This is a genomic window from Amycolatopsis mongoliensis (genome assembly GCF_030285665.1).
Taxonomy (GTDB): Bacteria; Actinomycetota; Actinomycetes; order Mycobacteriales; family Pseudonocardiaceae; genus Amycolatopsis; species Amycolatopsis mongoliensis.
This window is the reverse complement of sequence record NZ_CP127295.1, coordinates 7,012,867-7,035,300: the sequence shown is the minus strand read 5'-3', so window position 1 is coordinate 7,035,300 and position 22,434 is coordinate 7,012,867. Positions and strand designations below refer to the sequence as shown.

The window sequence follows — 22,434 nt, the reverse complement described above, 5'->3', positions numbered from 1 at the left end:
GTGGCCGATCTGCTCGGACCGCGGGTTCCCGGGCCGGCGCGGCTGCGCGAGCTGCTGGCGGGCGACGAGCTGATCGTCGCGCCGGGCGCGTACGACGCACTGAGCGCCCGGCTGGTCGAGGCGGCCGGGTTCCCGGCGGTCTACATGACCGGCTTCGGCACGACGGCGTCGCTGCTCGGCCGCCCCGACGTCGGCCTCCTGACGATGACCGAGATGGTCCAGGCGGCGAGCCGCATCCGCTCGGTGGTGGAGGTTCCGGTGATCGCCGACGCGGACACCGGCTACGGCAACGCGCTCAACGTGATCCGCACGGTCCGCGAGTACGAAGCCGCCGGCGTCGCTGCGATCCACCTGGAGGACCAGGTGGCCCCGAAGCGCAGCGGGCACCTGGAAGGCAAGCGGGTGGTCCCGGCGCCGACGATGGTCGACCGCCTCCGCGCCGCGGCCGCCGCCCGCAGCGACCCCGGCTTCCTGCTGATAGCGCGCACGGACGCCCGGGCGGTGGAAGGCCTCGACGCGGCGATCGACCGGGCCCGCCGCTACCGCGACGCGGGAGCGGACATGCTGTTCGTGGAGGCTCTCCAGTCCGAAGCCGAGATCGAACGGGTGGCGGAGACGTTCCGCGACGTGCCGTTGCTGTTCAACTGGGCCGAGGGAGGGAAGACGCCGCCGCTGGGGCGCGACCGCCTGCGTTCACTGGGGTTCCGGCTGGTGATCTGCCCGATCTCGACGTTGCTGGCGGCGACGGAGGCCATGCGCGCGGTGCTGGCCCGCATCGCCCGGGACGGGACACCGGCCGAGGCCGTCCGCGAGCTGCCGGGACTGACGGACTTCGCCGAGCTGGTCGGCTTGCCGGAGGTCGAGGAGATCGGCGACCGGTTCGGCAACGGCTGAGTGCGCGTCACCGACGGGCGGCCAGCACCGCCGCGAGGCCCTCTTGGAGATCCTTGACGAAGAACTCGGGAACCTCGAGCGACGGGAAGTGTCCTCCGGCTTCGGGCGACCTCCAGCGGACGATCTGCCGGTACCGCTCCTGCGCCCAGGGGCGCGGGCACTTTTCGATGTCGCGGGGGTACATGCTGATCGCCGCCGGGACGTCGACCCGGAGTTCGGGATCCAGCGAGTTGTGGCTTTCGTGGTAGATGCGGGCCGCCGACGCGCCGGTCCGCGTCAGCCAGTACAGGGTGACGTCGTCGAGCACCCGGTCCCGCGAAATCGTCTCGAACGGGCTGTCCTCGGTGTCCGACCACTCGGCGAACTTGTCGAGGATCCAGGCCAGCAGCCCGACCGGGGAGTCGACGAGCGAGTAGCCGATGGTCTGCGGCCGGGTCGCCTGCTGCTTCGCATACGCCGCGCGGTGGTGCCAGAAGTCGCGGGTTTCCTCGGTCCACTTGCGCTCGAGCGCCGTCAGGCCGTCGGTCGTCAGCCCGGGCGGCCCTTCCGCGAACGTCGTGTGGATGCCGAGAACGTGCGCCGGGAACCGGCCGGCGAGAACCGTGGTGATGTTGCCTCCCCAGTCGCCGCCGTGGGCTGCGAACCGGCCGTAGCCGAGCCTTCCCATCAGGTCCACCCACGCGGCCGCGATCTTTTCGGTTCCCCACCCGGTGGTGGCCGGCTTGTCGCTGTAGCCGAAGCCCGGTAGCGACGGAGCCACGACGTGGAACGCCGGCGCGTCCGCGTCTGACGGGTCCGCCAGTTCGTCCACGACGTCGACGAACTCGGCAATGCTGCCCGGCCAGCCGTGCGTCAGGATCAGCGGAGTGGCATCCGCGCGCGGCGATCGGCGGTGCAGGAAGTGGATTCCCAGGCCGTCGATGGTCGTGCGGAACTGGCCGATCCGGTCGAGGCGCTCTTCGAACGACCGCCAGTCGTATTCGGTGCGCCAGTAGTCCACGACATCGACGAGGTCGGCGAGCGGAACGCCCTGGTCCCATCGGCGCCGGACCGTCTCGGCCTCCGGCAGCCGTGCCGCGGCCAACCGGGCGCGCAGATCGTCGAGGTCGGCGTCGGTCGCGTGGGCTTCGAATGCTTGCACGTCGCTGGTCGAACGGGGCATGAGACCTCCTGGCCATCGTGGAACCGGCTAAGATGGTTCTAACACGCGTTCGCGCCGGAGGGCAACCTGCTAAGGTGGTTCCATGCGCGCCGAGTTCCCCGACTTCCGCCTCGGCAGCGTGCTGGCGACCAGCTTCACGGCGACCCTGACGGAGCGTCGCGGCGACGCCGTGGAGCGCATTCCCACGCCGCACCGGCTCGTCGACTGGCTGGCGGTGAACGGCCTCGCGGTGGACTCCTGCACCACCGCCCAGCTCGACCTCGCCCGCGAACTGAGGGAGTCGATCCACGCCGCCGCGACAGCGGCAGCGATCCAGGAGGCGCTTCCCGCATCCGCGGTCCGGGTCATCAACGACCGCAGCGCTCAGGGCCGGGCCGCGGCCGTCCTGACCCCCGAGGGCAAGCGGCGGTGGCAGCTCAGCTCGGCGTCCTGCGTGGAAGACGCCCTCAGCGTGATCGCCGCCGACGCGATCAGCATCATCTCCGGCGAACGAGACGGAAAACTGGCCTTGTGCGCATCGCCGACCTGTCAGGCCGCGTTTTTCGACACCAGCCAGAGTCGCACCCGCAGATGGTGTGACATGAACACGTGCGGGAATCGCCAGAAGAAGGCCCGCTTCAATGCCAACCGGCGCAAGAACTCCGGTTCGGCGGAGTGATCGTCACCTCGGTACGTCCAAGCCTTGAGCCGGATCCGTGGTGCCGGAAGCGCACCGCCCCACGACGTTGTCGAGCGGGCCGCTGTTCCTCCCGGGTGGTTCAGCGCCGGGTATCGAGGATGTTTTCTGCAGCAACAGCTCGCCTTGGCCGGTCGGATGCTCGGTGATATCGGTCAACCACTTGATATTCGGCGCGGTGGCGGTGAAGTCACGGCGCACGAGATCGTCGTGCAACGGCAGCCCCTCTTTGCGGGAGTAACCCTTCTTCCTGGTGTGCAGCGAGAAGATCTGCTGCATCAGCAGGTCCGCTCTCCGACGCGGTGAAACCACGGCGGACGAGTTCGTCGGCGATGAGCCGGCACCCGTCGGCCGGGTCGTCGGCGTGGATCTCGAGCGCAGCGTTGATCAGATGCACGCAATCGACGTCGCGACCAATCTACCGACGAGCGGGACGGCCGTTTCCCGGCAGATTTCCCTGCGCCGCGACCTGCTTCAGCGGGCCTCGCCTCGGCGGGCCACGGCGACGACATCGTCACGGAACTCACGAGGGTAGGACCTGGGAACGGCGACATCCTTCTAGCTTGAGTTTTAACCTTTGGGTGGCCGGGTAAGACCCTGGTTGATCATGAGTGAAGCCCTTGGTTGATCATTCCTCTTGCGACAGATGGAAGATCGAACCAAGGGCTTCAGTTGATCAGTGTGCACCATGCCGGTGACGCCGGCGCGGCCGGGGAGCTGTCGGCGTTGCGGCAGGAGTTCTACCGCTGTCTGACCCGGCGGGCGGACGCGTTGTTCGAGCTGACCGACGCGGTGTTGTGCGTGGACGGCCCGGTCCGCTCGGTCGCGGAGTTGTCACTGACCGGTGAGCATCGCCGCGGGCATGGCAGCGGTTATGCCGCGCTGGCCCAGGGCCGGGTCGACTTCCACCGGTTACGCACCGCCCTGACCACGGTGCCGCTGCCGCGTGCCGCGGACGGCCGGTTGGTGCTGGCGGTGGACGTCACCTGCTGGCTGCGCCCGGAAGCACACACGAGCCCGCAACGGACCCTGTGTCACACCTATGGCCGGGGCAAGGACCAGCACATCATGGTGCCGGGCTGGCCCTACTCGATCGTCGTCGCTTTGGAGAGCGGGCGGCACTCGTGGACCGCGCCGCTGGACGCGGTCCGGCTCGCGCCCGGAGACGACACCGCAAGCGTGACCGCCCGCCAGATCCGCGACGTCGTGGAGCGGCTGATCACCGCCGGACACTGGTCACCAGGGGATCCGGAAATCCTGCTCGTGGCCGACGCCGGCTACGACGGACCCCGGCTCGCGCACGTGCTGGCCGATCTCCCGGTCGTCGTGCTGGTGCGGATGCGGTCGGACCGGGTGCTGCGCCGTCCCGCGCCGCCGTTGCGGCCCGGCCCCAGCCCAGGCCGCCCCGCCCGCCACGGCGCCGAGTTCGCCTTCGGCGACCCGGCCACCTGGGGCGAGCCAGATATCACCATCGAGACCACGACCCGGCTCTACGGCCCAGCACTGATCCGGGCCTGGGACCGGCTGCACCCCAAGCTCACCTCCCGCACCGCCTGGACCGGCTGCCTTCCGGCGCGATCCCGAAACCCGTGTGGCTCTGGCACTCCCACACCAGCCTCGACCGCGCCGAGGTCGATCTGGCCTGGCAGGCTTTCCTGCGCCGGTTCGACATCGAGCACACCTTCCGCATGCTCAAGCAAACCCTCGGCTGGACCACCCCGAAACTGCGCTCACCCGACGCCGCCGACCGCTGGACCTGGCTTCTCCTGACCGCCTACACCCAGCTTCGCCTCGCCCGCGACCTCACCGAGGATCTGCGCCGCCCCTGGGAGAAACCCCGCCCCGCCCAGCGACTCAGCCCGGCACGGATCCGACGGGGATTTCGCAACCTGCGTCCACAACTGGCCTGTCCCGCCCGTGTCCCGAAACCTTCCCGGCCCGGCCCCGGACGCCCCGCGGGACTGCCCAACCACCAGCCCGCCACACGCCACGACATCCACACCGTCACCGGCACGAACAAGCAGAAACCCGAGCACGGCAAGAACACCAAGTCCAGCAACCCACGACCCCGCCGAACAGGTTAAAACTCAAGCTAGGCGAGACCGAAGTCTCACACGTGAGATGTCAAGCAACCCTGGGCAAACCCGGCGGACTCAGGGCGTGGGTGTAGGCCCGTAGCCGGTGGCTGCGGGCCTTTCCCATCTTCGGTTTGGTCAGGCGGCGAACGGCAAGGGCTCATGAAGGTTGTTGCGCCTGGGTTTTCGGCGCTTGTCCAAGAACACCGGTGGCAGGAACTCGGGCAAGCCATCGGCGGCGATGCGGACTTGCCAGCCGGAGCGGTGCAGCAACCGGTGGTGGTGGCCGCACATCAGGACCAGGTTGCCCAGCTCGGTCGGCCCGCCATCAGCCCAGTGCCGGATATGGTGCCCCTGACAATGCCGAGGCGGCCGATGACAACCGGGGAAAGCACACCCACGGTCGCGCAAGTACAACGCCCGGCGAAGTCCGGGTGAGACCAACCGCCGGAGACGCCCGAGATCGAGGGGCTCCCCCTTGCCACCCAGGACTGCGGGGATGATCTGGCAGTCGCAGGCATGGATCCGGGCCTCGGCCGCCGAGATGCGGCCGGTATCACCCAACGTCGCCTGACCGACACCAGACTTCAAGTCCTCCAACGAGACCGCGACCATCACGTGCGCCCGTTCACCCGCCTGCATCGGCAAGTCCGGGGAATTCAAGGCCAAGTCGATCGCGTCGGAGAAGGCATCGCCGTAACGTTCCTGCGGGGAACGGAAGTCGGGACCATCGTCGACTCTACGGCGTTCGGCCAGAGAGTCCAGCAGGGCACTGGCCCGGGCGCCGGTCTCGTCATCGAAACGACCGGTCAGTTCCCAGACCCCAGTTCTTCTACGGCGCAAGGAGAGTTCACGGCTGGGCGTGGCCGGTTCAGCCTCATCGGGTTCGGCGCCATCGGGATCGAGGTGCGCCACGATCCGCGCACCCAACGCAGCAACCTGCTTGTGCCCGGCGTCTTCGGCGAAGGACAACAGATCATGCTCGACGCGATCACGATGCTCGACGGGAACCTGCTGCAGGACACCGACAATGGAGTCGATCATCGGGTTGCTCAACCGCCCACCCGAAGCAGCAGCACCGGTGGCGAGAGCAACCGCGGGCACAGGGCTACCGTCCAAAAGCCGGCCGGAGTTCAGAGCCCGGGCCCGTTTCACCACAGTCTCGGCGGCAACCTTGGGAACATCGGCGAGATGCTCGAACAACCGGCCAACCGACCGGTACCCGAACAACTCCATGACGCCGCGCGACTCGATTTCCGCAAGCAGGGCACCGATCTCAGCCTCAGCAGACCGAACAACAGTGAGTAGCGCAGAGATACGGTCGGCCAAGGCCACCGCATCCGCTCGCCACACCGCATCACTTTCCACAAACCAAGATTACCGATGCCCGAACGCATGTTCATCGCACGAAAGGATGATCATCGCAAAGCCCGGCAGGGGATCCCAACCCCACCGAAGCCGCCTCGTGAAGACTCGCACCGACGAGGTGACCCCCGAGGCACCGAAACTGTCGGACCCGACCGGTAACGTCCTCCCCGTGGAAGCTCGGGAACGCATACAGGAACTGGCCGACCGCATCGTGGTCCTCCGCGACGCGTACTACCGGGGTTCGCCGTTGGTGGCGGACGCCGAGTACGACGCGGTCGAGGACGAGCTGCGGGGACTCATCGCGGAGAACCCGGACCTGACCCCGGATCCGAACCCCCTCGACCAGGTCGGCGCCCCGGCGATCCTGCACGCTCCGATCCGGCACTCGCGGCCCATGCTCTCCCTGGAAAAGGCCACGAAACCCGAGCAGGTCGAAGCCTTCTTCGACCGCTTCCCCGGCCAGCCGGTCGTCGTCATGCCCAAGCTGGACGGCCTGTCACTGGCCCTCGTCTACGAGGAGGGCCGGCTCAAGAGAGCCGTCACCCGCGGGGACGGGACGACCGGTGACGACGTCACCGTGCTGGTGCGGGCGCTCACCGACGGCATCCCGGACCGCGTCGACGCCCCGGGCCGCGTCGAGGTGCGGGGCGAGGCGGTCATGCTGCGGTCCACCTTCGCCGCCTACAACGTCGCGCACCCGGACAAGCCGCTGATCAACCCCCGCAACGCCGCCGCCGGCACGCTGCGCGCCAAGGACCCGGCCACCGTCGCCGAACGGCGGCTGTGGTTCTTCGCCTTCGACCTCGACACCGACCCCGACAGCGCCGAGACCGACCTGGGCAGTGCACTGCAGACGCTCGGCTTCACCGCGGCCGACATGCGCCGCTGTGCCGACGCGGCCGCCGCCCAGGCCGTCATCGGCGAGATCGAACAGCAGCGCAACGACCTCGACTACGACCTCGACGGCGCCGTCCTGCGGCTCGCCGACCGGGCCGCCTACGCCGCCGCCGGCACCCGGTCGAGCTCACCGCGCGGTGCGCTCGCCTTCAAGTTCGCCGCCGAGGAGAAGACCACCCTCCTGGCCGATGTGGTCTGGGACGTCGGCAAGACGGGCAAGATCGCCCCGGTCGCCTGGCTGGAACCCGTGTTCGTCGGCGGCACCACCGTCACCCGCGCCACGCTCGCCAACCAGGAGGTGATCAAGGCCCGGGGCATCAAGATCGGCGACACCGTCCTGGTGCGCCGCGCCGGGGACGTCATCCCGTTCGTGGCCGGCGTGCTCGACGCGTCGAAGCGCACCGGCGAGGAGCGGGAGATCGTTCCCCCCTCCGCCTGCCCGTCGTGCGGGCAGCCGCTGACCGAGCAGGGCAACAGCCGGGAGCTGTTCTGCACCAACGTCGCCTGTCCGGCCCAGACGGTGCGGCGGCTGGTCCACTGGGCCTCGCGGGCCGCAGCGGACATCGACGCCATCGGCGGCGTGTGGATCGAACGGCTGGCCGAGTCCGGCGACCTCGAGCACCCGTCGGACTTCTACCGCCTGACCAAGGAGCGGCTGCTGGAGTTCGACCGCATCGGCGAGGTCTCGGCGACGCGCATGATCGAGTCGATCGACGGGAGCCGGTCGGTCGGGCTGCGCCGGGCGCTGATCGGGCTCGCCATCCCGATGGCGTCCGAAGGCACCGCCGCCCGCCTGTGCCGGGCGGGGTTCGGTTCCCTGGAAGACGTCGCCGCGGCGGGCGTCGACGGGCTCGTCGCCGTCGAGGACATCGGGCCGAAGGTCGCCGCGTCGCTGATCGAGCACCTCACGCGGCTGCGACCCGAACTCGAACGGCTGCGGGAGCGGGGCGTGTCGCTGGACGTCCGCGAGGAGGACCTCCCGCCGGTCATCGCGGCCGGTGCTCCTCTGGCCGGCAAGACGGTCGTCGTCACCGGCTCCATCAGCGACCCGCGCTCGGGCGAGAAGGTCGCCCGGCCGACCTTCCAGCGGCTGTGCGAGAAGGCCGGCGCGACCATCGCGTCGTCGGTCTCGGCGAGCACGGACCTGCTCATCACCGGCGCCGACGTCGGCGCCGCCAAGCTCACGAAGGCGGAGAAGCACGGCGTGACCGTCGCCGACCAGAGCGAAATCTGGCCGCAGCTCATCGAAGCCGGAATCATCTGACTCATGGGCACGTGAGATGCTGCGACCGCGCAGCAGGCCCGAGGGAGAGGCGGAGCGGGTGACCACCTGGACCGATGTGATCAACTATGTCCGGACGCGGTACGAGGTCCTGGAGGAAACCGACGGCTGGCTCCGGTTCCGCCTGCAGGGCCCGGACGGCCGGACGCAGCAGGTGACGGTGCACCACGTGGAAGAGCTGCACGACGGCTCGTGGGTGGAAATCTCCTCACCGGTCGGCTGGGCCGACAAGCTCGACCTGCGGCGCCTGCTCGAACTGGCCGGCACGTCGGCCGTCGGTGGTGCCGCGGTGGTCGACGGGGTCGCGCTGCTGAAGCACACCGTGCCGCTGGAGGACCTCAGCATCGAGCACGAGTTCGAACGTCCACTCAAGGCGGTCGTCGCCCGGGCGGACTCGCTCGAGCACGAACTGACCCAGGCGGACGAGTTCTGACCGGCTCCGCTACAGGTGCATCGCCAGCCACAGCGCCATCCAGGCGAGGCACGCGAGCGCGCCGCCGACTCCGAACGCCAGCAGCACTCGCCGCAGTCCCGCGACGACCCCGGCCCGGCCCGATATTTCGGTGATCCCTGCGTCAGCCATGCCGAAGTGTTGCCGCCGGCCCGGGCCGGTAAACATCCGGTTCACGAATCGCCCATCACCAGTCCCTCGATGGTGTGCTTCTGGGTGATCGGCTCCAGGGTGTCGACGATCGGGCAGTCCAGGTGAGCGCGCACCGACTCCGGGAGTGACGCCCAGAACCCGTGTGTCACGGCGGTGTCGTGGCGTTCGTCGTTGCCCGCGCCCGGCGCGTCGAGGCCCAGTACCAGCACCGGCCGGGACTTCGCGGAGTGGTTCGCGGTGCCGCGGTGGACGGTCAGCGCCGAACGGATGGAGATGTCCCCCATCCGCGGGAACTTGCGCGCCGCCAGCGATCGGTAGCGCGGGTACGCCGAGCGCGGCGGGAACATGCCGTGGTCGAACGCGCCGCCGTCGTCCCAGTGCGTGCCCGGCGCGATCTCGAACGGGCCCATGTCCGGCTCGGTGTCGACGGCGGTCACGTTGACGGCGAGCGAGTTCAGCCTGCGGTGGCGGGCCGTCTCCTCGGGCATCGGGAAGTCGCGGTGCCACGGCTGGTCGACCGCGCCGGCGAGCGGGACGTCGAACCCGACCTCGACGATCCGGTACTCCGGCCCCAGCACGGCCTCGGCCACCGCGGTGATCCACGGGTGCGCGGCCAGGTCGGCGAACCCCCGTAGCTGCTCGGGGTGGATCTCGACGTAGTAGCGGTTCGGGCCGCGGCCGACCGCGCCGTCCGGCCGGGCGCGGGCCTCGGTGAACGCCGCGTCGATGTCTTCGCCGAGGCGGCGCACCCAGTCGCGCGGGAACGCCCGGGGCAGCCCGATGATGCCGTCATCGTACAGCCGGCCGGTCAGGGATTCGACTTCGGCGGCGTCCAACGGGGCGGTCCGGTTCGTGGTCATCTGGGCCTCCGGGGCATCACGACGGCGTGGCGACTTCAGTTTGCAACGTGGCATGCCACGTTGCAAGAGATAGGCTGCCGTCGTGAACCCGAAGTTGCGGGACGTGGCCGAGCACGCCGGGGTGTCGGTGCGGACGGTGTCCAACGTGGTCAACGGCTTCCGCTACGTGGCGCCGGCGACCCGGGAAAGGGTGCAGGCGAGCATCGACGCGCTGGGCTACCGGCCGAACATGGCCGCCCGGACGCTGCGACGCGGCCGGACCGGGCTGGTGGCGCTGGTCGTCCCGGAGATCGATTCGCCGTACTTCGCCGAGCTCGCCGCGCGGACGGTCCGCATCGCCGAACGCCGCGGCCTGACCGTGCTCATCGACCAGACCGACGGCGACGCCGAGCGCGAGAAGCAGCTGCTGCACGGCAGGCGCAGCCAGCTCGTCGACGGCGTCCTGTTCAGCCCGTGGGCGGTGGCCCCCGCGGAGCTGGCCGCGCGCACCGACACCGTCCCGCTGGTGCTGCTCGGCGAGCACGACGGCACGGCCGGGGTCGACCACGTCGCGATCGACAACGTCGCCGCCGCGCGCGCGGCCACCGAACACCTGCTGGCGACCGGCCGCCGCCGGATCGCCGCGCTGGGCATCCAGCCGCGATCCCTGAACGCGACCGCCCGCCAGCGGCTCGCCGGGTACCGCCAGGCGCTCGCCGAAGCGGGCGTGCCGGGCGGGCCGGAGCTGGAGATCCCGGTCCAGCGCCTGCACCGGGCCGACGGCCACCGGGCGATGCTGGAGCTGCTGGACCGGGCCGAGCCCCCGGACGCGGTCTTCTGCTTCACCGACGAACTCGCCTTGGGTGCGCTGCGCGCCGCCGCCGATCGCGGCGTCGCCGTGCCGGCCGGCCTGGCGCTGGTGGGGTTCGACGACATCGAGGACGGCCGGTTCAGCGTCCCGGCGCTGACGACCGTGTCGCCGGACAAGGACCGCATCGCCGAACTCGCCCTGGACTGCCTGGCCGGCGAACCCGGGCCGCCGCGGTCGATCGTCGCCCCGCACCGGCTCGTGGTGCGCGGCACCAGCTGAGGCTCAGGCGGCGCGGTTCACCACGCGCAGGATCAGCCACTGGTCGAACCACGCGCCGGCCGTGGTCACGACCAGCATCACGAGACCGAGGATCAGGTGCGTGTAGCTGTGCAGCGGCGCCGCGCTGTCGGTCAGCTTGGTCAGCCCGACCTGCAGCCCCAGCCGCAGCGCGAAGAGCACGGCGACGAGCGCGAGCGCCTGCTTGCTGCGCCACACCGCACGCAGGTACTTGCGGCGCCGGGACAGCAGCGTGAACCACAGCGTCAGGTGCACCGCCACGAGGGCGAGCGGCAGGTACACCACCCACGAGTACCGGTCACTGAACTGCAGGCTGAAGTCGTTGCTCGCCACCAGCAGCCCGACGAGCACGAAGTACCAGCCCGGCAGGCCCTCGATCTTCCCTTCCCTGGTTCCGGCCGTCACTTCCGTCTCCCGCGTCAGAAATCGGTTCATGCTCCGAGCCTGCCGGGATCCGCGGCGCGAACGATCAACCGGCGGTACGAGATTCCGCCGCCGTCTCGTACCCAGGTACGAACTCTCGCCGCGGAAGCAGCGTAGGGACGCTGGGTGGGGCACCATCGGCAGATGACCTTCGCCCGCCACCCGGGGATCCCGTGGACCGGCCGCCGGGGCCCGCTCGTGGCCGAAGCGGTCGTCCTCGGCCTGCTGGTGGTGCTCGACATGGTCCTCGCGGCCCGGGCCGTGCCGGGTCGGGGCCAGCTCGCCACCATCGCCATCGAATTCGCGCCCGGCGTCGGCCCGGTCGTGGCGCTGCTGGCCGTGCTGCGCCGCCGGTTCCCCGACCACATCGCCGGTCTCGCCACCGCCGTCTCCGGGCTTTCGCTGCTGGGTTCGACGATCGCGGCCCTGCTCGCGGCGGCCGGATCGCGGCTCCCGCCGCAGCCCGGCGCGGCCGAAGCCCTCGCGATCGCGCTGGTGGTCGGCGCCTGCTGCCACCGGCTCCCGCCCCGGGCCGCCACGATCCAGGCCGTGCTCGGCGGCGCCGCGGCCACCCTCGCCCCGATCCTGCGCTACGGCACCGGCTCCCCCGCCGCGCTCTACGCCGCCGGGGCCGCCGTGGTCTGGGGCGGTGCGCTGGCCGGCGGGCTGGTCCTGCGCGACGCCGAGGTCCGCCACCGCGTGGACGTCCTCGAACTCCGCTCCGCCGAACGGCTCCGGCTGGCTCGTGAGCTGCACGACCTCGTCGCCCACCAGATCACCGGCATCGTCGTGCGCGTCCAGGCCGCGCACCGCGTCGCCGAGCGCACCGGCGGCGACACCGCGACCTTCGCCGAGCTGGAAACGGCGGGCGCGACAGCGCTTTCCGCGATGCGGCGGCTCGTCGGCGCGCTGCGGACGGGGGACGAAGACCTCTTCGTGCCGCCCGCCGACCTCGCCACCGCCGTCGATCGCGCGGTCCCCGACGACGACCGCATCCACCTCGACGTCAGCCCGGATCTCGCCGCGCTGGCCGTCGCGCCGGAGGTCGTCACCACCGCGCACCGGCTGCTCACCGAGTCCCTCACCAACGTCCGCCGGCACGCGCCCGACGCCGCCGAGGTGAGGGTGCTCGTCCACCACGAACCCGGCGGCGGGCTGCGCGTCGAGGTGGTCAACGACGGCGCCGCCCGGCCCGCCCGCCGGGGCGGCTACGGCCTGCTCGGGATGGCGGAGCGGGTCGCGGCGGTGGGCGGTACGGTGCAGGCGGGACCGGCGGAAGGCCGGCGCTGGCGCGTCGTCGCGCGGCTGCCGCTCGACCCCGGCTGAGGCGAGGGGAGACCGGGTGCCGACGCGAGTGCTGATCGCCGACGACCAGGCGATGGTCCGCGCGGGGTTCCGGCTGATCCTCGAAGGCGAGCCGGACATCGAGGTCGTCGGCGAGGCCGCCGACGGCGACCAGGCCGTGCGGCTGGCGCGGGAACTGCGCCCGGACGTCACGCTGATGGACATCCGGATGCCCGGTGTGGACGGGCTGCGCGCGACGGAACTGCTGGCCGGCGCGGGAGTCCCGGACCCGCTGCACGTCGTGATGGTCACGACGTTCGGGCTGGACGAGAACGTGCACGCGGCCCTGCGCGCCGGCGCCTGCGGGTTCCTGCTCAAGGACGCCGGGCCGAACCTGCTCATCGAAGCCGTGCACGCGGCCGCCCACGGCGAAGCCCTCGTCTCCCCCGCGATCACGACCCGGCTGCTGGCGCACTACGCGCGCCGCGATCCCCGGACCGCCCCCGCGCCCGCAAGCCCGCTCACCCCGCGCGAGCTCGACGTCGTGAAAGCCGTGGCCCGCGGCGAAACGAACGACGAGATCTGCCGCTCACTGGTGGTTTCGCTGCCGACGGTCAAGACCCACATCGGCTCGGTCAAGCGCAAGCTGAGCGCCCGCAACCGTACCGAAATCGCCATCTGGGCCTGGGAAAGCGGCCTGGCCCGCTGACTCGTCGATCGAGCGCCAGGGGACGCGCACGACGACCGTGCGCGCCACGACGTCGCCGAACCGCTGGCGGCGGCGCGTCACGAGCATCACCACGATGCCCGCGAGTCCCCACGCGAAGCCGTCGACCAGCATCAGCAGGTCGCGGACGACGAACGCGCCCAGCGACGGGTGGCCGCCTTCGAGGGTCTGGACCCGCAGGCGCAGCCAGCGCATCGCCGGCGTCTGGCCACCGTGCCGGTAGGGCCACCACACCATGACGAACACGAGGCCGAGGAAGTCCAGCGCCAGCATCGTGTAGAGAACGACTTTCAGGAACGTCAGCAGCGCCGGGCCGTGCGGGTGGAAGAGCCAGACCACCGCGATCGCGAGCAGCAGCATGGGCACGAAGACGAGCAGCTCGTCCAGCAGGAACTGCACCAGGCGGCGGCCGACGACGCCGATTCCCGGACGGGTCATGCGCCCATGATCTCGGTCCCGGCGCCCGGGCGCGCGCTGAGCCGTCTCATACCCGGGACCGAGTCCCGGACGACGACTTCGTCCCCCGGGCTGATCACCGGCGGCCGCGGCCGGGCCAGGCTCGGGCGCACCCCACCCGGCGACGGAAGGACAACCCGGTGCGCATCTCCCGGACAGGACTGGCGGCCGCGACGGCCGCCCTCTTCGCGGCCGCGGTGCCCGCCGCAGCCGCGGACCCGCTCACGCCGTACACGAGCCAGCAGCTCCAGTGGGGCGACTGCCCGTTCAAGCCGGCCGCGGACGACGCGCCGGCACAGTGCGCGCTCGTCACCGTGCCGCGGGACTGGGCGAACCCGGCCGCCGGCACCGACCTGCAGGTGTCGATCAGCCGCGCCGCCGCGACCGGTGAGCGGCGTGGCGCGCTCCTGCTCAACCCCGGCGGGCCGGGCGGCCAGGGCACGCCGCTGGCCGGATCGCTCGCCGCGCTCGAGCCGTCGGTGCACCAGCTCTACGACTTCGTCGGCATGGACCCGCGCGGCACCGGCCACGCGGGCACCGACGACCACGGCTTCCAGTGCCAGGTCCCGGTCGGCCGCCTGCCGCAGGGCCTCCTCGACGCGCGCGACCGCTCGGCGGCGAGCGTCGCGGCGCACCAGCAGGTGCCCCGGGCCACCGCCGAGGCGTGCCAGAGCGACGCGGTCGCGCCATACATCACGACGTGGCAGACCGCGCACGACATGGATCTGATCCGCACGCTGCTGGGCGACGAGAAGCTGAACTACCTCGGCTACTCCTACGGCACCTGGCTCGGCGCCAAGTACGCGTCGCTGTTCCCGGAGCACACCGGCAAGACCGTGCTCGACTCCAGCGTGAACTTCGAAGGCCGGCTGCAGGCCGGCTTCGAGGCGTTCCCGGTGATCGACCAGCGGCAGTTCGACGACGTCTACGTGCCGTGGCTGGCCCGGAACTTCGCGGCGCAGCTGGGCGCGACGGCGGCGGAGGTCAAGGCGAAGTGGGAGCGCGTCCGCGCCTACTACGGCAGCCACGGCGTCTCCCCGGACACCTTCGACGGCATCTTCGTCGGCAACGGCAGCGAGCTCCGGTGGCTGCTCGGCGCGCTGGTCTTCCTCCAGGGCGCGGCGGCGCTCGACGGGACTTCCGCCACTCCCCCGGCGGCGCTGGCGGATGCGCTGGACGCCTTGTCGCGCAAGGCGTTCGGCGTCCCGGCCGCGTCGCTGACACCCGAGCGGGTGGCCGCGGCAGCACCGGACTACACCCAGCGCCCCGGCACCCGGTACGCCGTCGCGTGCGGTGACCAGCCCACGCGCCCGGCGGCCTGGTACGAACGCCTCAGCGACCGGCAAGGCCCGCGGTATCCGCTCTTCGGCTGGGCCTACGGCCTCGGCGAAACCTGCGGCTTCTGGTCCGACGAGCCGCAGCACGAACTGCCGGACGTGCCCGCTTCGGCGGCGGCGAACATCCTGGTGGTGCAGGGCGAATTCGATCCGCAGACGGGGTACGAGCAGGCCTCCGCGGCGGTGCGCTCGGCCGGGGTCCCGCTGGTGTCGGTCGACGATTCGCCGTTCCACGGCCAGTACGCGCTGGCGGGCAACCCGTGCGTCGACGGTCTCGTGAACGTGTTCCTCACCAAGAACTCCCGGCCCGGCAGCACGACGTGCCCGGGAATCCCGCTGATCGGTGAGGACCGGGTGTACCCCGTCGCCGGGCCGGTGCGGAACGCGGCGGCGTCCGTCCAAACGCGACTTTCCGGCGCGTCGGACTTGCGCACGCGGGTCCGGGACGAGGTCAGCTCGCTGAACCGCGAGTGCTGACGGCGCGCCCGGTCCGCCGGCTCCGGGCGAGCACGATCGCGGCGACCACCGTCCACACCATCGACAGCACCCGGCCCACCGGCAGCAGGGCGCTCGCGAAGGAGAAGGCCGGCGACAGCACCGAAAGCACCGCGAGGCCGCCGGCGACGTACCCGAACCAGCGGGTCGGCGCGCCGACCCGCTGGTTCGCGGCGGTGACCACGAAGATGCCCAAGGTGACGACGTTGACGACCCCGCCGGCGTAGAAGCTGCCCAGCCGCAACGTCTGAACGGTGTCCAGGGACGCCGAGCCGGCGACGATCGCCAGGACGACGGTGAGCGCGCTCGAAACCACCATGGCCAGCACGGAGACCGCGGCGACCGCCCTGGCCGGCCCGCGAGAGACCACCCAGGCGAAAGCGGCGAAGCCGAGGACGGACACGACCTGGAGCAGGGCGACGACGACCGCGGCGGCGGGGTTGGCGCCGTAGTACGCCGCGACGTCGGCCGCCGGGGCGTCGGGCAGGGGCAAGCTGCGGTCGGCGAGCGCGCCGGCGAAGCTCACCGCCAGGTAGGCGACCAGGAAGACGGCGGCCCCCGTGATCGCGCGAGGTGTGGACATGGGTGCTCCTGTGCGGTCGGGTGGGACTGACCGCTCGACCTTCCCGCAGCGGCTCCCGGGTCCGCGTCGGCGCGGAAGCGGCTTCGGGGCTACGTAACCGGACGTACGCTCAGCGCCTGCGGCGCACCAGCTGCGTAGCTGCGAGCACCCCGGCGAAGACCGGCGGCCGGCTCCGGCGGAATCTCCGTACCGCGGCTCCGTACTTGCCCCGACGTGCCCGCCACGGGACCGGGCGATCGTGGCCCGCATGACGAAACAGCTTGTGGTGACCGAGCGGAGACGGCTCACCGCCGTCCGGGCGGCTCGGTTGTTTGACGGCGTGGGCTCGGCCCTGGTGGCCGACCCGCTGGTGGTGCTCGACGGCACCACGATCCTGGGCGTCGAGTCCGGGGGAACCGCGCCGGACGGAGCCGAGGTCGTGGACCTCGCCGGGGCGACGCTGCTGCCCGGGCTGGTCGACACGCACGTCCACCTCGCCTTCGACGCCAGTGCCGAGCCGGTCGCCCGGCTCGCCGCGCGCGACGACGAGCAGGCCCTGGCCGCGATGGCCGAAGCCGGGCGGGCGTCGCTGCGGGCCGGCGTCACCACCGTGCGGGACCTCGGGGACCGCGGGTACCTCTCCCTGGCCTTGAAGAACCGCGCGGACCAGCCGACGCTCGTCGCGGCCGGGCCGCCGGTCACCAGTCCCGGCGGGCACTGCCACTTCCTCGGCGGCGTCGCGGACGCGAGCGAGGCCGGCGTGCGGGCGGCGGTGCGCGAACACGTCGAGCGCGGGACCGACGTCGTCAAGATCATGGCCAGCGGCGGGACGATGACGCCGGGCACACGCCAGGAGTGCGCGCAGTTCGACCGGGACGTCCTGCGCGCCGCCGTCGACGAGGCCCACCGGCACGGGCTGCCCGTCACCGCGCACGCGCACGGGACCTCGGCCATCGCCGACGCCCTCGCCGCCGGCGTCGACGGCATGGAGCACGTGACGTTCTGGTCCGCGACCGGTGTCGACCACTCCGAGGAGCTGCTGCGCGCCGTCGTGGACCGGGGCGTGGCCGTCGGGGCGACGGTCGGCATGGTGCCGGTCGAGGGCCTGGCGCCACCCGAGGAGATCGCCCGGCGGATGCCCGGCGTCGTCGCGAACTACCGGCGCCTCCACGAGCTCGGTGCGCGGGTCGTCGCCGGCACCGACGCCGGGATCGCCCCGGTGAAGCCGCACGGGGTGCTGCCGTGGGCGCCGCTGATGCTGCGCCAGGTCGGCCTGTCGCCGGCCGACACGCTGCGGGCGATCACCTCGGTCGCGGCGGGCGTGTGCGGGCTCGCGCACCGCAAGGGGCGGGTCGCGCCGGGGTTCGACGCGGACCTGCTGGCCGTCGACGGCGACCCGCTGGCCGACCCGCGGGCGCTGCTGCGGGTCCGTGCGGTGTGCGCGCGAGGGAGGTGGATCGCGTGAAGAAGTTCCTGAAAGCACTGGTCGCGGGCCTGGCCCGGGCCGCGTGGTTCCCGGCGCCCGGCTGGCCGGCCGGGCCGAAGTTCCGGTGGCCCGGCGAACCGCGCTGAACCGCGCCCGATGAGCCGGAGCGCCGTATCGTACTGGCGCATGGAGCTCGGTCGGGGCTTCGTCGGCCGGACCGGCGAGCTGGAGCTGCTGCGCGCCCGCCTCGAGGAGGCGCGGGCCGGGCGCGGCGGGCTCGTGCTCGTCGTCGGCGAGCCGGGCATCGGCAAGACCAGCCTGGCCCGCGAGCTGGCCGGGCACGCCGAGCGGGAGGGCGTGCCGGTCGGCTGGGGACGCGCGAACGACGACGAGGGCAGTCCGCCCTACTGGGTCTTCCGGCAGCTGGCCCGGGCACTGGGCCGGCCGTTCCCGACCGGGGACACCGGCGGCTCGGCGGAGGCGCGGTTCGCCGCGTTCGAAGCCTTCGCCGACGGCCTGCGCGAGGCGGCCGTGCCGCACGGCCTGCTCGCCGTGCTCGACGACCTGCAGTGGGCCGACGCGGCCTCGCTGGCCCTGCTCGTCCACCTGGCCCGCGACCTCGACCGGGCGCCGGTGCTGGTCGTGGTGACCTACCGCGACACCGAGGCGACCGGCCGGGAGGCGCTCACCGCGGCCCTGGCTGCGCTGGCCCGCGAGCCGGTCCTGACCCGGATCCGGCTGGCCGGGCTGACCGAGGCCGAGGTCGTCGAGCAGCTCGGCCGCGGCGGTGTCTCCCCCGAGGTCGCGACGCTGGTCAGCCGCCGCTCGGGCGGCAACCCGTTCTTCGTGGCCGAGCTGGCCCAGCTGGTCGGCACCGCCGGGGACGCGCTGCCGGACGGCGTCGTGGACACCGTCCGGGCACGGCTGGCCCGGCTGGGCGAGCCGTGCCGCGAGCTCGTCGCGACCGCGGCCGTGCTCGGCCGCGACGTCGACCCGGCCGCGCTCGCCGACGTCCTCGGCCGGCCGGCGGCCGACGTCCTGACCGACCTCGACGAGGCCACGGACGCCGGCATCGTGATCGCGGGCAGCTTCAAGCACGACCTGATCCGGGAGTCGGCGGCGGCCGGGCTGCCGACGGCGGCGCGACTGGCCGCGCACGCCCGGATGGCGGCGTGGCTCGAGCGGCGGGACCCGGCCCGGATCTCGGAGATCGCCCACCACTGGCTGGAATCACTGCCCGTCGGCGACGCGACGAGCGCGGCGTCGTGGGCCGAGCGCGCCGGCGACCAGGCGCTGGCCCAGCTCGCCTGGGAACGGGCGGCCGAGCTCTACCGGCGTGCGCTCGAAGCGGCGCCCGCGTCCGCCGCCGACCGGGCCCGGCTGCGGCTGCGCGAAGGGATCGCCCACCTGCGCGGCGGCGAGATCGAGCGCGGCTCCCGGGTCCTGGAAGCCGCCGCGGACGCGGCCCGCGAAGCCGGTGATCCGGCCGTGCTGGGCGAGACGGCGCTGGCGATGGAAGGCCTGTCGGACCCGTGGGGCAGCTTCAACGGCGCCAAGATCGCGCGAGAGGCGCTCGCGGGACTGCCACCCGGCGACGATCCGCTGCGGGCCCGCCTGCTCGCCCTGCACGCGGGGGAAGCCGGGTTCCTCGGGGGCGAAGAGGCCGAAAAGGCGTCCGCCGAGGCATTGGCGATCGCCGAACGGCTCGGCGACCCGGACGTGCTCTGCTCGGCCCTGCGCGCCCGGCAGATGGTGCGATCCGCACCCGGCGGCGTGCACGAACGGCTCTCCCTCGCCCACCGGATGATCGCCCTCGGCGAGGACCGCGACGACGCCGACGTCCTGCTGTGGGGCCGGCTGTGGCAGTTCGACGCGCTGCTCATGCTCGGCAGGCTCGGGGAAGCCGAGCACGAGCTCGGCGCGCTCCGGCTGCTGGCCGAACGCCTTCGCCGTCCGCTCGCGCGGTGGCACCACCTGCGCAGTTCCGCCACGCTCGCCATCGCCCGCGGTCAGTTCGACGAAGCCGTCGACGCGCTCCGGCAAAGCTTCGCGCTCGTCGCCGACCGGGCGCACATGTCGCTGCAGGGCGTGCCGATCACCGTGCTGGCCTCCATCGCGGGGCTCACCGGCCGGGCCGACCTGGTGACGCCCGAGATGGAGCGCATCTTCGCCGAGAACGCCCCGCCGTTCGTCGGGCTGCTGCACGCCGCGTGGCTGCTGCAGGCCGGCGACCGGGCCCGGGCCGGCGAGCTCTACCGCCGCGCTTCGGTGCCCGCGCCGGCGCCGGTGCCCGCGACGCTGCCCGTGGCCGCCGTCGCCGTGGAGCTGGGCGCGGAGTTCGGGCCACCCGAAGCCGTCGAGCGGGCGGCGGCGCTCCTGCGCCCGCACGCCGGGTTGTTCGTGACCGGCGGCGCGGGCTCGATCCTCGTCACCGGCTCGGTCCGCCGGTACCTCGGGCTCGCGGCCGCGTCCGCCGGCCGGCTCGACGAAGCGGTCCGGGAGTTCAGGCTCGCCGTCGCGGCCAACGACGAAGCCGGCACGCCGCCCTTCGCCGCGCTGGCCCGGTTCGGGCTGGCCGAGGTGCTGGCGCGGCGCGCGCGTCCGGGTGACGCCGGCGAAGCCCTCGGTCTCGCCGCGTCCGTGGCGGCCGCGGCGGACCGGCTCGGCATGGCCCCGCTGCGGCGGGACGCCGACGCGCTCGCGGCAGCCCTGCGCGGGGACACCCCGGGCCCGCTGACCCGCCGCGAACGGGAGGTCGCCGCCCACGTGGCCGACGGACTGACGAACAAGCAGATCGCCGCCCTGCTGCACATTTCCGAGCGGACGGCGGAAAGCCACGTGCAGCACATCCTCACCAAGCTCGGCTTCACGAACCGCGCGCAGATCGCGACCTGGACCACGGCGAACGCGTGACGCCGGGTCAGCGCGGCACCAGCGACAGCACGGCCTCGACGAGTTCGGGCCCGTCGGCCAGCACCGGGTCGTTGTGGTCGGCCCCAGGCAGTTCCACCAGCCGCGCCGACGCCGCCGCGGCCACCTCCCGGCTCTGGTCCGGCGGGACGATCGAGTCCCGGCCGCCCAGGACCACGACCGTCGGGACGCGCAGGCGGGCGACCTCGTCCCGGACCGGGAACCGGTCGCGCAGCAGCAGCCGCACCGGCAGGTACGGGTAGCTGCCCGCGCCCACGGCGGCGAGGTCCACGAACGGCGACCGCAGGAGCAGCCCGGCGGGCGGGTGCTCGAGGGCGAGCTCGGCCACCACCGCGCAGCCGAGGCTTTCGCCGTAGAAGAGGAGTCGCCCCGGCGGCACCCGGCGGTCCTCGACGAGGAAGCGGTAGGCGGCGCGGACGTCGAGAGCCAGGCCGGCTTCGTCGGGGTCGCCGGGGTTGCCGCCGTAGCCGCGGTAGTCGAACACCAGCACGGCCAGGCCGGCTTGCGCGAGCTTCGCGGCGAGCGGGGCCCGGCCGGCCCGGTTGCCGCCGTTGCCGTTGGCGACGAGGACGGTCGCCTTCGGGGCCGGTCCTGCGGGATGGACGAACCAGGCGCCCAGCTCGAGGCCGTCGGTGGTGCGGAGCCGGACGTCCTCGGCGCCGGGCAGCACGGCACCGGCGGCGGGCACGGGCGTCGTGTCCGCCAGGTAGATCAGGCGGCGCTGGAAGATCCACACGAGCGCCAGGACCAGGACGACGACGAGCACCAGCCCCACCAGCACCCGCACCACCACGGTCCTAGTCAAGCGCACCCACCCGGGGAAACAACTACGCGGTCCGGACGTTGTAGGAGTCGATGAGCATTCTCCGATTCTGCGTCCTCGGTGACTCCTTGGCGGCCGGCGTGGGCAGCACACGCCCCGAGGACACGCTGGGGCAGCGGCTCACCCGCCGCCTGAGCGCGGCGGGCCACGCCCCGGACCTGCACGGCTTCGGCGTGCCCGGCGCCCGGTCCGACGACCTCGAGCGCCAGGTCGGCGCCACGCTCCGCACGGGCGTGGACCTGGCACTGATCGTGATCGGGACGAACGACCTCACGCGGTTCGTCCCCCCGGCGGTCGCGGCCGGCCAGCTGCACGACGCGGTGGCCCGGCTGGTCCGCGCCGACGCGCGGGTCGTCGTGGTCCCGGCGCCCGACCTGGGGATCGTCTCGTGGGTGCCGGGGGCGTACCGGCAGCTGGTCTCCGCGGCGAGCGGCCAGTACGCGCAGGCCCAGTCCGAGGCGGTCATCCGGGCGGGCGGCGCGGTGGCGGCCCCCGGGCCCGCACTCGGCGCCCGGTTCGCCGCGGATCCCGCGCTGTTCTCGGCGGACCGGCTCCATCCCTCGTCCGCCGGGTACGGGGTGATCGCGGACGCCTTGGCGCCCCACCTGCTGGCCGTGGCGGCCGATCTCGCCGCGTAGCCTCGGGCCCATGACCGCGCTCCCGGCCATCCCCGTGCTCGTCCGCACCTGGTTCGGCGACGACGCCGCCTGGGAGTCGCTCACCGACGAGGTCCGGACGCCCAGCGAAGACGGCTTCCTGGCCAACTTCACACCGGTGGACGACCCGGCGTTCGCGGGACTCACCGCGGAAGCGTTGCGGGACAGGCAAACGGACGGGCCGATCGTCTCCTTCCTCGCCGACGAGACGACCCTCACCAGCCCCGAGCACCCCGTCCTGGTGGTCCGGGTGCTCCCGCGCCGGGACGGCGACCAGCGCGACTTCCCGCCGTTCCGGGTGGTGCCCGCCGAGTTGTGGAGCGTGGAGAACAACCTCAACCCGGCCACCATGGACTGGGCGGACTTCACCCGCTCGGCCGACGGCGACGGCGTCTTCCGCGGGTTCTGA

22 protein-coding genes are annotated in these 22,434 nt (G+C 72.6%); 13 read left to right on the top strand and 9 right to left on the bottom strand.

The features are described from left to right. Positions 1–894 (top strand): isocitrate lyase/PEP mutase family protein, encoded by an 894-nt coding sequence (locus QRX60_RS33820; RefSeq protein ID WP_285995493.1) that lies wholly within the window; start codon positions 1–3, stop codon positions 892–894. Between the two features lie 7 nt (positions 895–901). On the opposite strand, the gene QRX60_RS33815 is transcribed toward QRX60_RS33820, so the two are convergent. Then, positions 902–2,056: an epoxide hydrolase family protein gene (locus tag QRX60_RS33815; RefSeq protein WP_285995492.1), complete on the bottom strand. Its 1,155-nt coding sequence runs from the start codon at positions 2,054–2,056 to the stop codon at positions 902–904. Between the two features lie 82 nt (positions 2,057–2,138). On the opposite strand from QRX60_RS33815, the gene QRX60_RS33810 reads away from it, so the two are divergent. Next, a complete protein-coding gene (locus QRX60_RS33810; protein WP_285995491.1) occupies positions 2,139–2,714 on the top strand; it encodes a CGNR zinc finger domain-containing protein in 576 nt (191 codons plus the stop codon). Between the two features lie 3 nt (positions 2,715–2,717). Here QRX60_RS33810 and QRX60_RS51635 read toward each other — a convergent pair whose 3' ends face one another. Continuing rightward, the gene (locus QRX60_RS51635; protein WP_408630154.1) at positions 2,718–3,011 is read right to left on the bottom strand and encodes a hypothetical protein; all 294 of its coding nucleotides are present in this window, start codon (positions 3,009–3,011) and stop codon (positions 2,718–2,720) included. A gap of 345 nt (positions 3,012–3,356) precedes the next feature. Here QRX60_RS51635 and QRX60_RS33800 point away from each other — a divergent pair, with 345 nt between their 5' ends. Then, positions 3,357–4,502, top strand: a complete 1,146-nt coding sequence (locus QRX60_RS33800; RefSeq protein WP_285995490.1) for a transposase — start codon at positions 3,357–3,359, stop codon at positions 4,500–4,502. A gap of 443 nt (positions 4,503–4,945) precedes the next feature. Here the strand turns inward: QRX60_RS33800 and QRX60_RS33795 are convergent, their stop codons facing one another. Next, positions 4,946–6,175 carry an HNH endonuclease signature motif containing protein gene (locus tag QRX60_RS33795; protein WP_285995489.1) on the bottom strand — a complete coding sequence of 410 codons (1,230 nt, stop codon included), beginning with the start codon at positions 6,173–6,175 and terminating at the stop codon, positions 4,946–4,948. Between the two features lie 169 nt (positions 6,176–6,344). Here QRX60_RS33795 and ligA point away from each other — a divergent pair, with 169 nt between their 5' ends. Together ligA and QRX60_RS33785 are read left to right on the top strand one after the other, a co-directional pair. Continuing rightward, complete coding sequence (ligA, locus tag QRX60_RS33790) at positions 6,345–8,336, top strand: NAD-dependent DNA ligase LigA (RefSeq protein WP_285995488.1); 1,992 nt, start codon at positions 6,345–6,347, stop codon at positions 8,334–8,336. A gap of 58 nt (positions 8,337–8,394) precedes the next feature. Then, positions 8,395–8,787: a hypothetical protein gene (locus tag QRX60_RS33785; RefSeq protein WP_285995487.1), complete on the top strand. Its 393-nt coding sequence runs from the start codon at positions 8,395–8,397 to the stop codon at positions 8,785–8,787. Between the two features lie 9 nt (positions 8,788–8,796). Here QRX60_RS33785 and QRX60_RS33780 read toward each other — a convergent pair whose 3' ends face one another. Beyond that, complete coding sequence (locus QRX60_RS33780) at positions 8,797–8,937, bottom strand: hypothetical protein (RefSeq protein ID WP_285995486.1); 141 nt, start codon at positions 8,935–8,937, stop codon at positions 8,797–8,799. A 41-nt stretch (positions 8,938–8,978) separates the two neighbouring features. Beyond that, complete coding sequence (locus tag QRX60_RS33775) at positions 8,979–9,818, bottom strand: phytanoyl-CoA dioxygenase family protein (protein ID WP_285995485.1); 840 nt, start codon at positions 9,816–9,818, stop codon at positions 8,979–8,981. Positions 9,819–9,900: 82 nt separating this feature from the next. Here QRX60_RS33775 and QRX60_RS33770 point away from each other — a divergent pair, with 82 nt between their 5' ends. Further along, the gene (locus QRX60_RS33770) at positions 9,901–10,887 is read left to right on the top strand and encodes a LacI family DNA-binding transcriptional regulator (protein WP_285995484.1); all 987 of its coding nucleotides are present in this window, start codon (positions 9,901–9,903) and stop codon (positions 10,885–10,887) included. A 3-nt stretch (positions 10,888–10,890) separates the two neighbouring features. Here QRX60_RS33770 and QRX60_RS33765 read toward each other — a convergent pair whose 3' ends face one another. After that, on the bottom strand, positions 10,891–11,340 hold the full coding sequence (locus QRX60_RS33765) for a hypothetical protein (RefSeq protein WP_285995483.1): 450 nt from the start codon (positions 11,338–11,340) through the stop codon (positions 10,891–10,893). 132 nt (positions 11,341–11,472) lie between these two features. Between QRX60_RS33765 and QRX60_RS33760 the strand changes: the two genes are divergently transcribed. Both QRX60_RS33760 and QRX60_RS33755 read left to right on the top strand, forming a co-directional pair. Continuing rightward, positions 11,473–12,654 carry a sensor histidine kinase gene (locus tag QRX60_RS33760; RefSeq protein WP_285995482.1) on the top strand — a complete coding sequence of 394 codons (1,182 nt, stop codon included), beginning with the start codon at positions 11,473–11,475 and terminating at the stop codon, positions 12,652–12,654. Between the two features lie 28 nt (positions 12,655–12,682). Next, the gene (locus QRX60_RS33755; protein WP_408630283.1) at positions 12,683–13,321 is read left to right on the top strand and encodes a response regulator; all 639 of its coding nucleotides are present in this window, start codon (positions 12,683–12,685) and stop codon (positions 13,319–13,321) included. Here the strand turns inward: QRX60_RS33755 and QRX60_RS33750 are convergent. Then, on the bottom strand, positions 13,202–13,777 hold the full coding sequence (locus QRX60_RS33750) for an RDD family protein (RefSeq protein WP_285995480.1): 576 nt from the start codon (positions 13,775–13,777) through the stop codon (positions 13,202–13,204). The two genes, QRX60_RS33755 and QRX60_RS33750, sit on opposite strands and share 120 nt — an antisense overlap. Before the next feature lie 158 nt (positions 13,778–13,935). Between QRX60_RS33750 and QRX60_RS33745 the strand changes: the two genes are divergently transcribed. Then, positions 13,936–15,609, top strand: a complete 1,674-nt coding sequence (locus QRX60_RS33745) for an alpha/beta fold hydrolase (RefSeq protein ID WP_285995479.1) — start codon at positions 13,936–13,938, stop codon at positions 15,607–15,609. On the opposite strand, the gene QRX60_RS33740 is transcribed toward QRX60_RS33745, so the two are convergent. After that, positions 15,584–16,210: a hypothetical protein gene (locus QRX60_RS33740; protein WP_285995478.1), complete on the bottom strand. Its 627-nt coding sequence runs from the start codon at positions 16,208–16,210 to the stop codon at positions 15,584–15,586. The two genes, QRX60_RS33745 and QRX60_RS33740, sit on opposite strands and share 26 nt — an antisense overlap. A gap of 247 nt (positions 16,211–16,457) precedes the next feature. Here QRX60_RS33740 and QRX60_RS33735 point away from each other — a divergent pair, with 247 nt between their 5' ends. Together QRX60_RS33735 and QRX60_RS33730 are read left to right on the top strand one after the other, a co-directional pair. After that, positions 16,458–17,654, top strand: coding sequence for an amidohydrolase family protein (locus QRX60_RS33735; protein WP_285995477.1), 1,197 nt, complete (start codon positions 16,458–16,460; stop codon positions 17,652–17,654). Positions 17,655–17,801: 147 nt separating this feature from the next. Continuing rightward, the gene (locus QRX60_RS33730; protein ID WP_285995476.1) at positions 17,802–20,528 is read left to right on the top strand and encodes an ATP-binding protein; all 2,727 of its coding nucleotides are present in this window, start codon (positions 17,802–17,804) and stop codon (positions 20,526–20,528) included. A 7-nt stretch (positions 20,529–20,535) separates the two neighbouring features. Here the strand turns inward: QRX60_RS33730 and QRX60_RS33725 are convergent, their stop codons facing one another. Beyond that, positions 20,536–21,351: an alpha/beta hydrolase gene (locus QRX60_RS33725; protein ID WP_285995475.1), complete on the bottom strand. Its 816-nt coding sequence runs from the start codon at positions 21,349–21,351 to the stop codon at positions 20,536–20,538. A gap of 50 nt (positions 21,352–21,401) precedes the next feature. Between QRX60_RS33725 and QRX60_RS33720 the strand changes: the two genes are divergently transcribed. Together QRX60_RS33720 and QRX60_RS33715 are read left to right on the top strand one after the other, a co-directional pair. Further along, entirely contained in the window at positions 21,402–22,007 is a 606-nt protein-coding gene (locus QRX60_RS33720) for an SGNH/GDSL hydrolase family protein (RefSeq protein ID WP_285995474.1), read from the top strand. Between the two features lie 10 nt (positions 22,008–22,017). Continuing rightward, complete coding sequence (locus tag QRX60_RS33715; RefSeq protein ID WP_285995473.1) at positions 22,018–22,434, top strand: DUF6924 domain-containing protein; 417 nt, start codon at positions 22,018–22,020, stop codon at positions 22,432–22,434.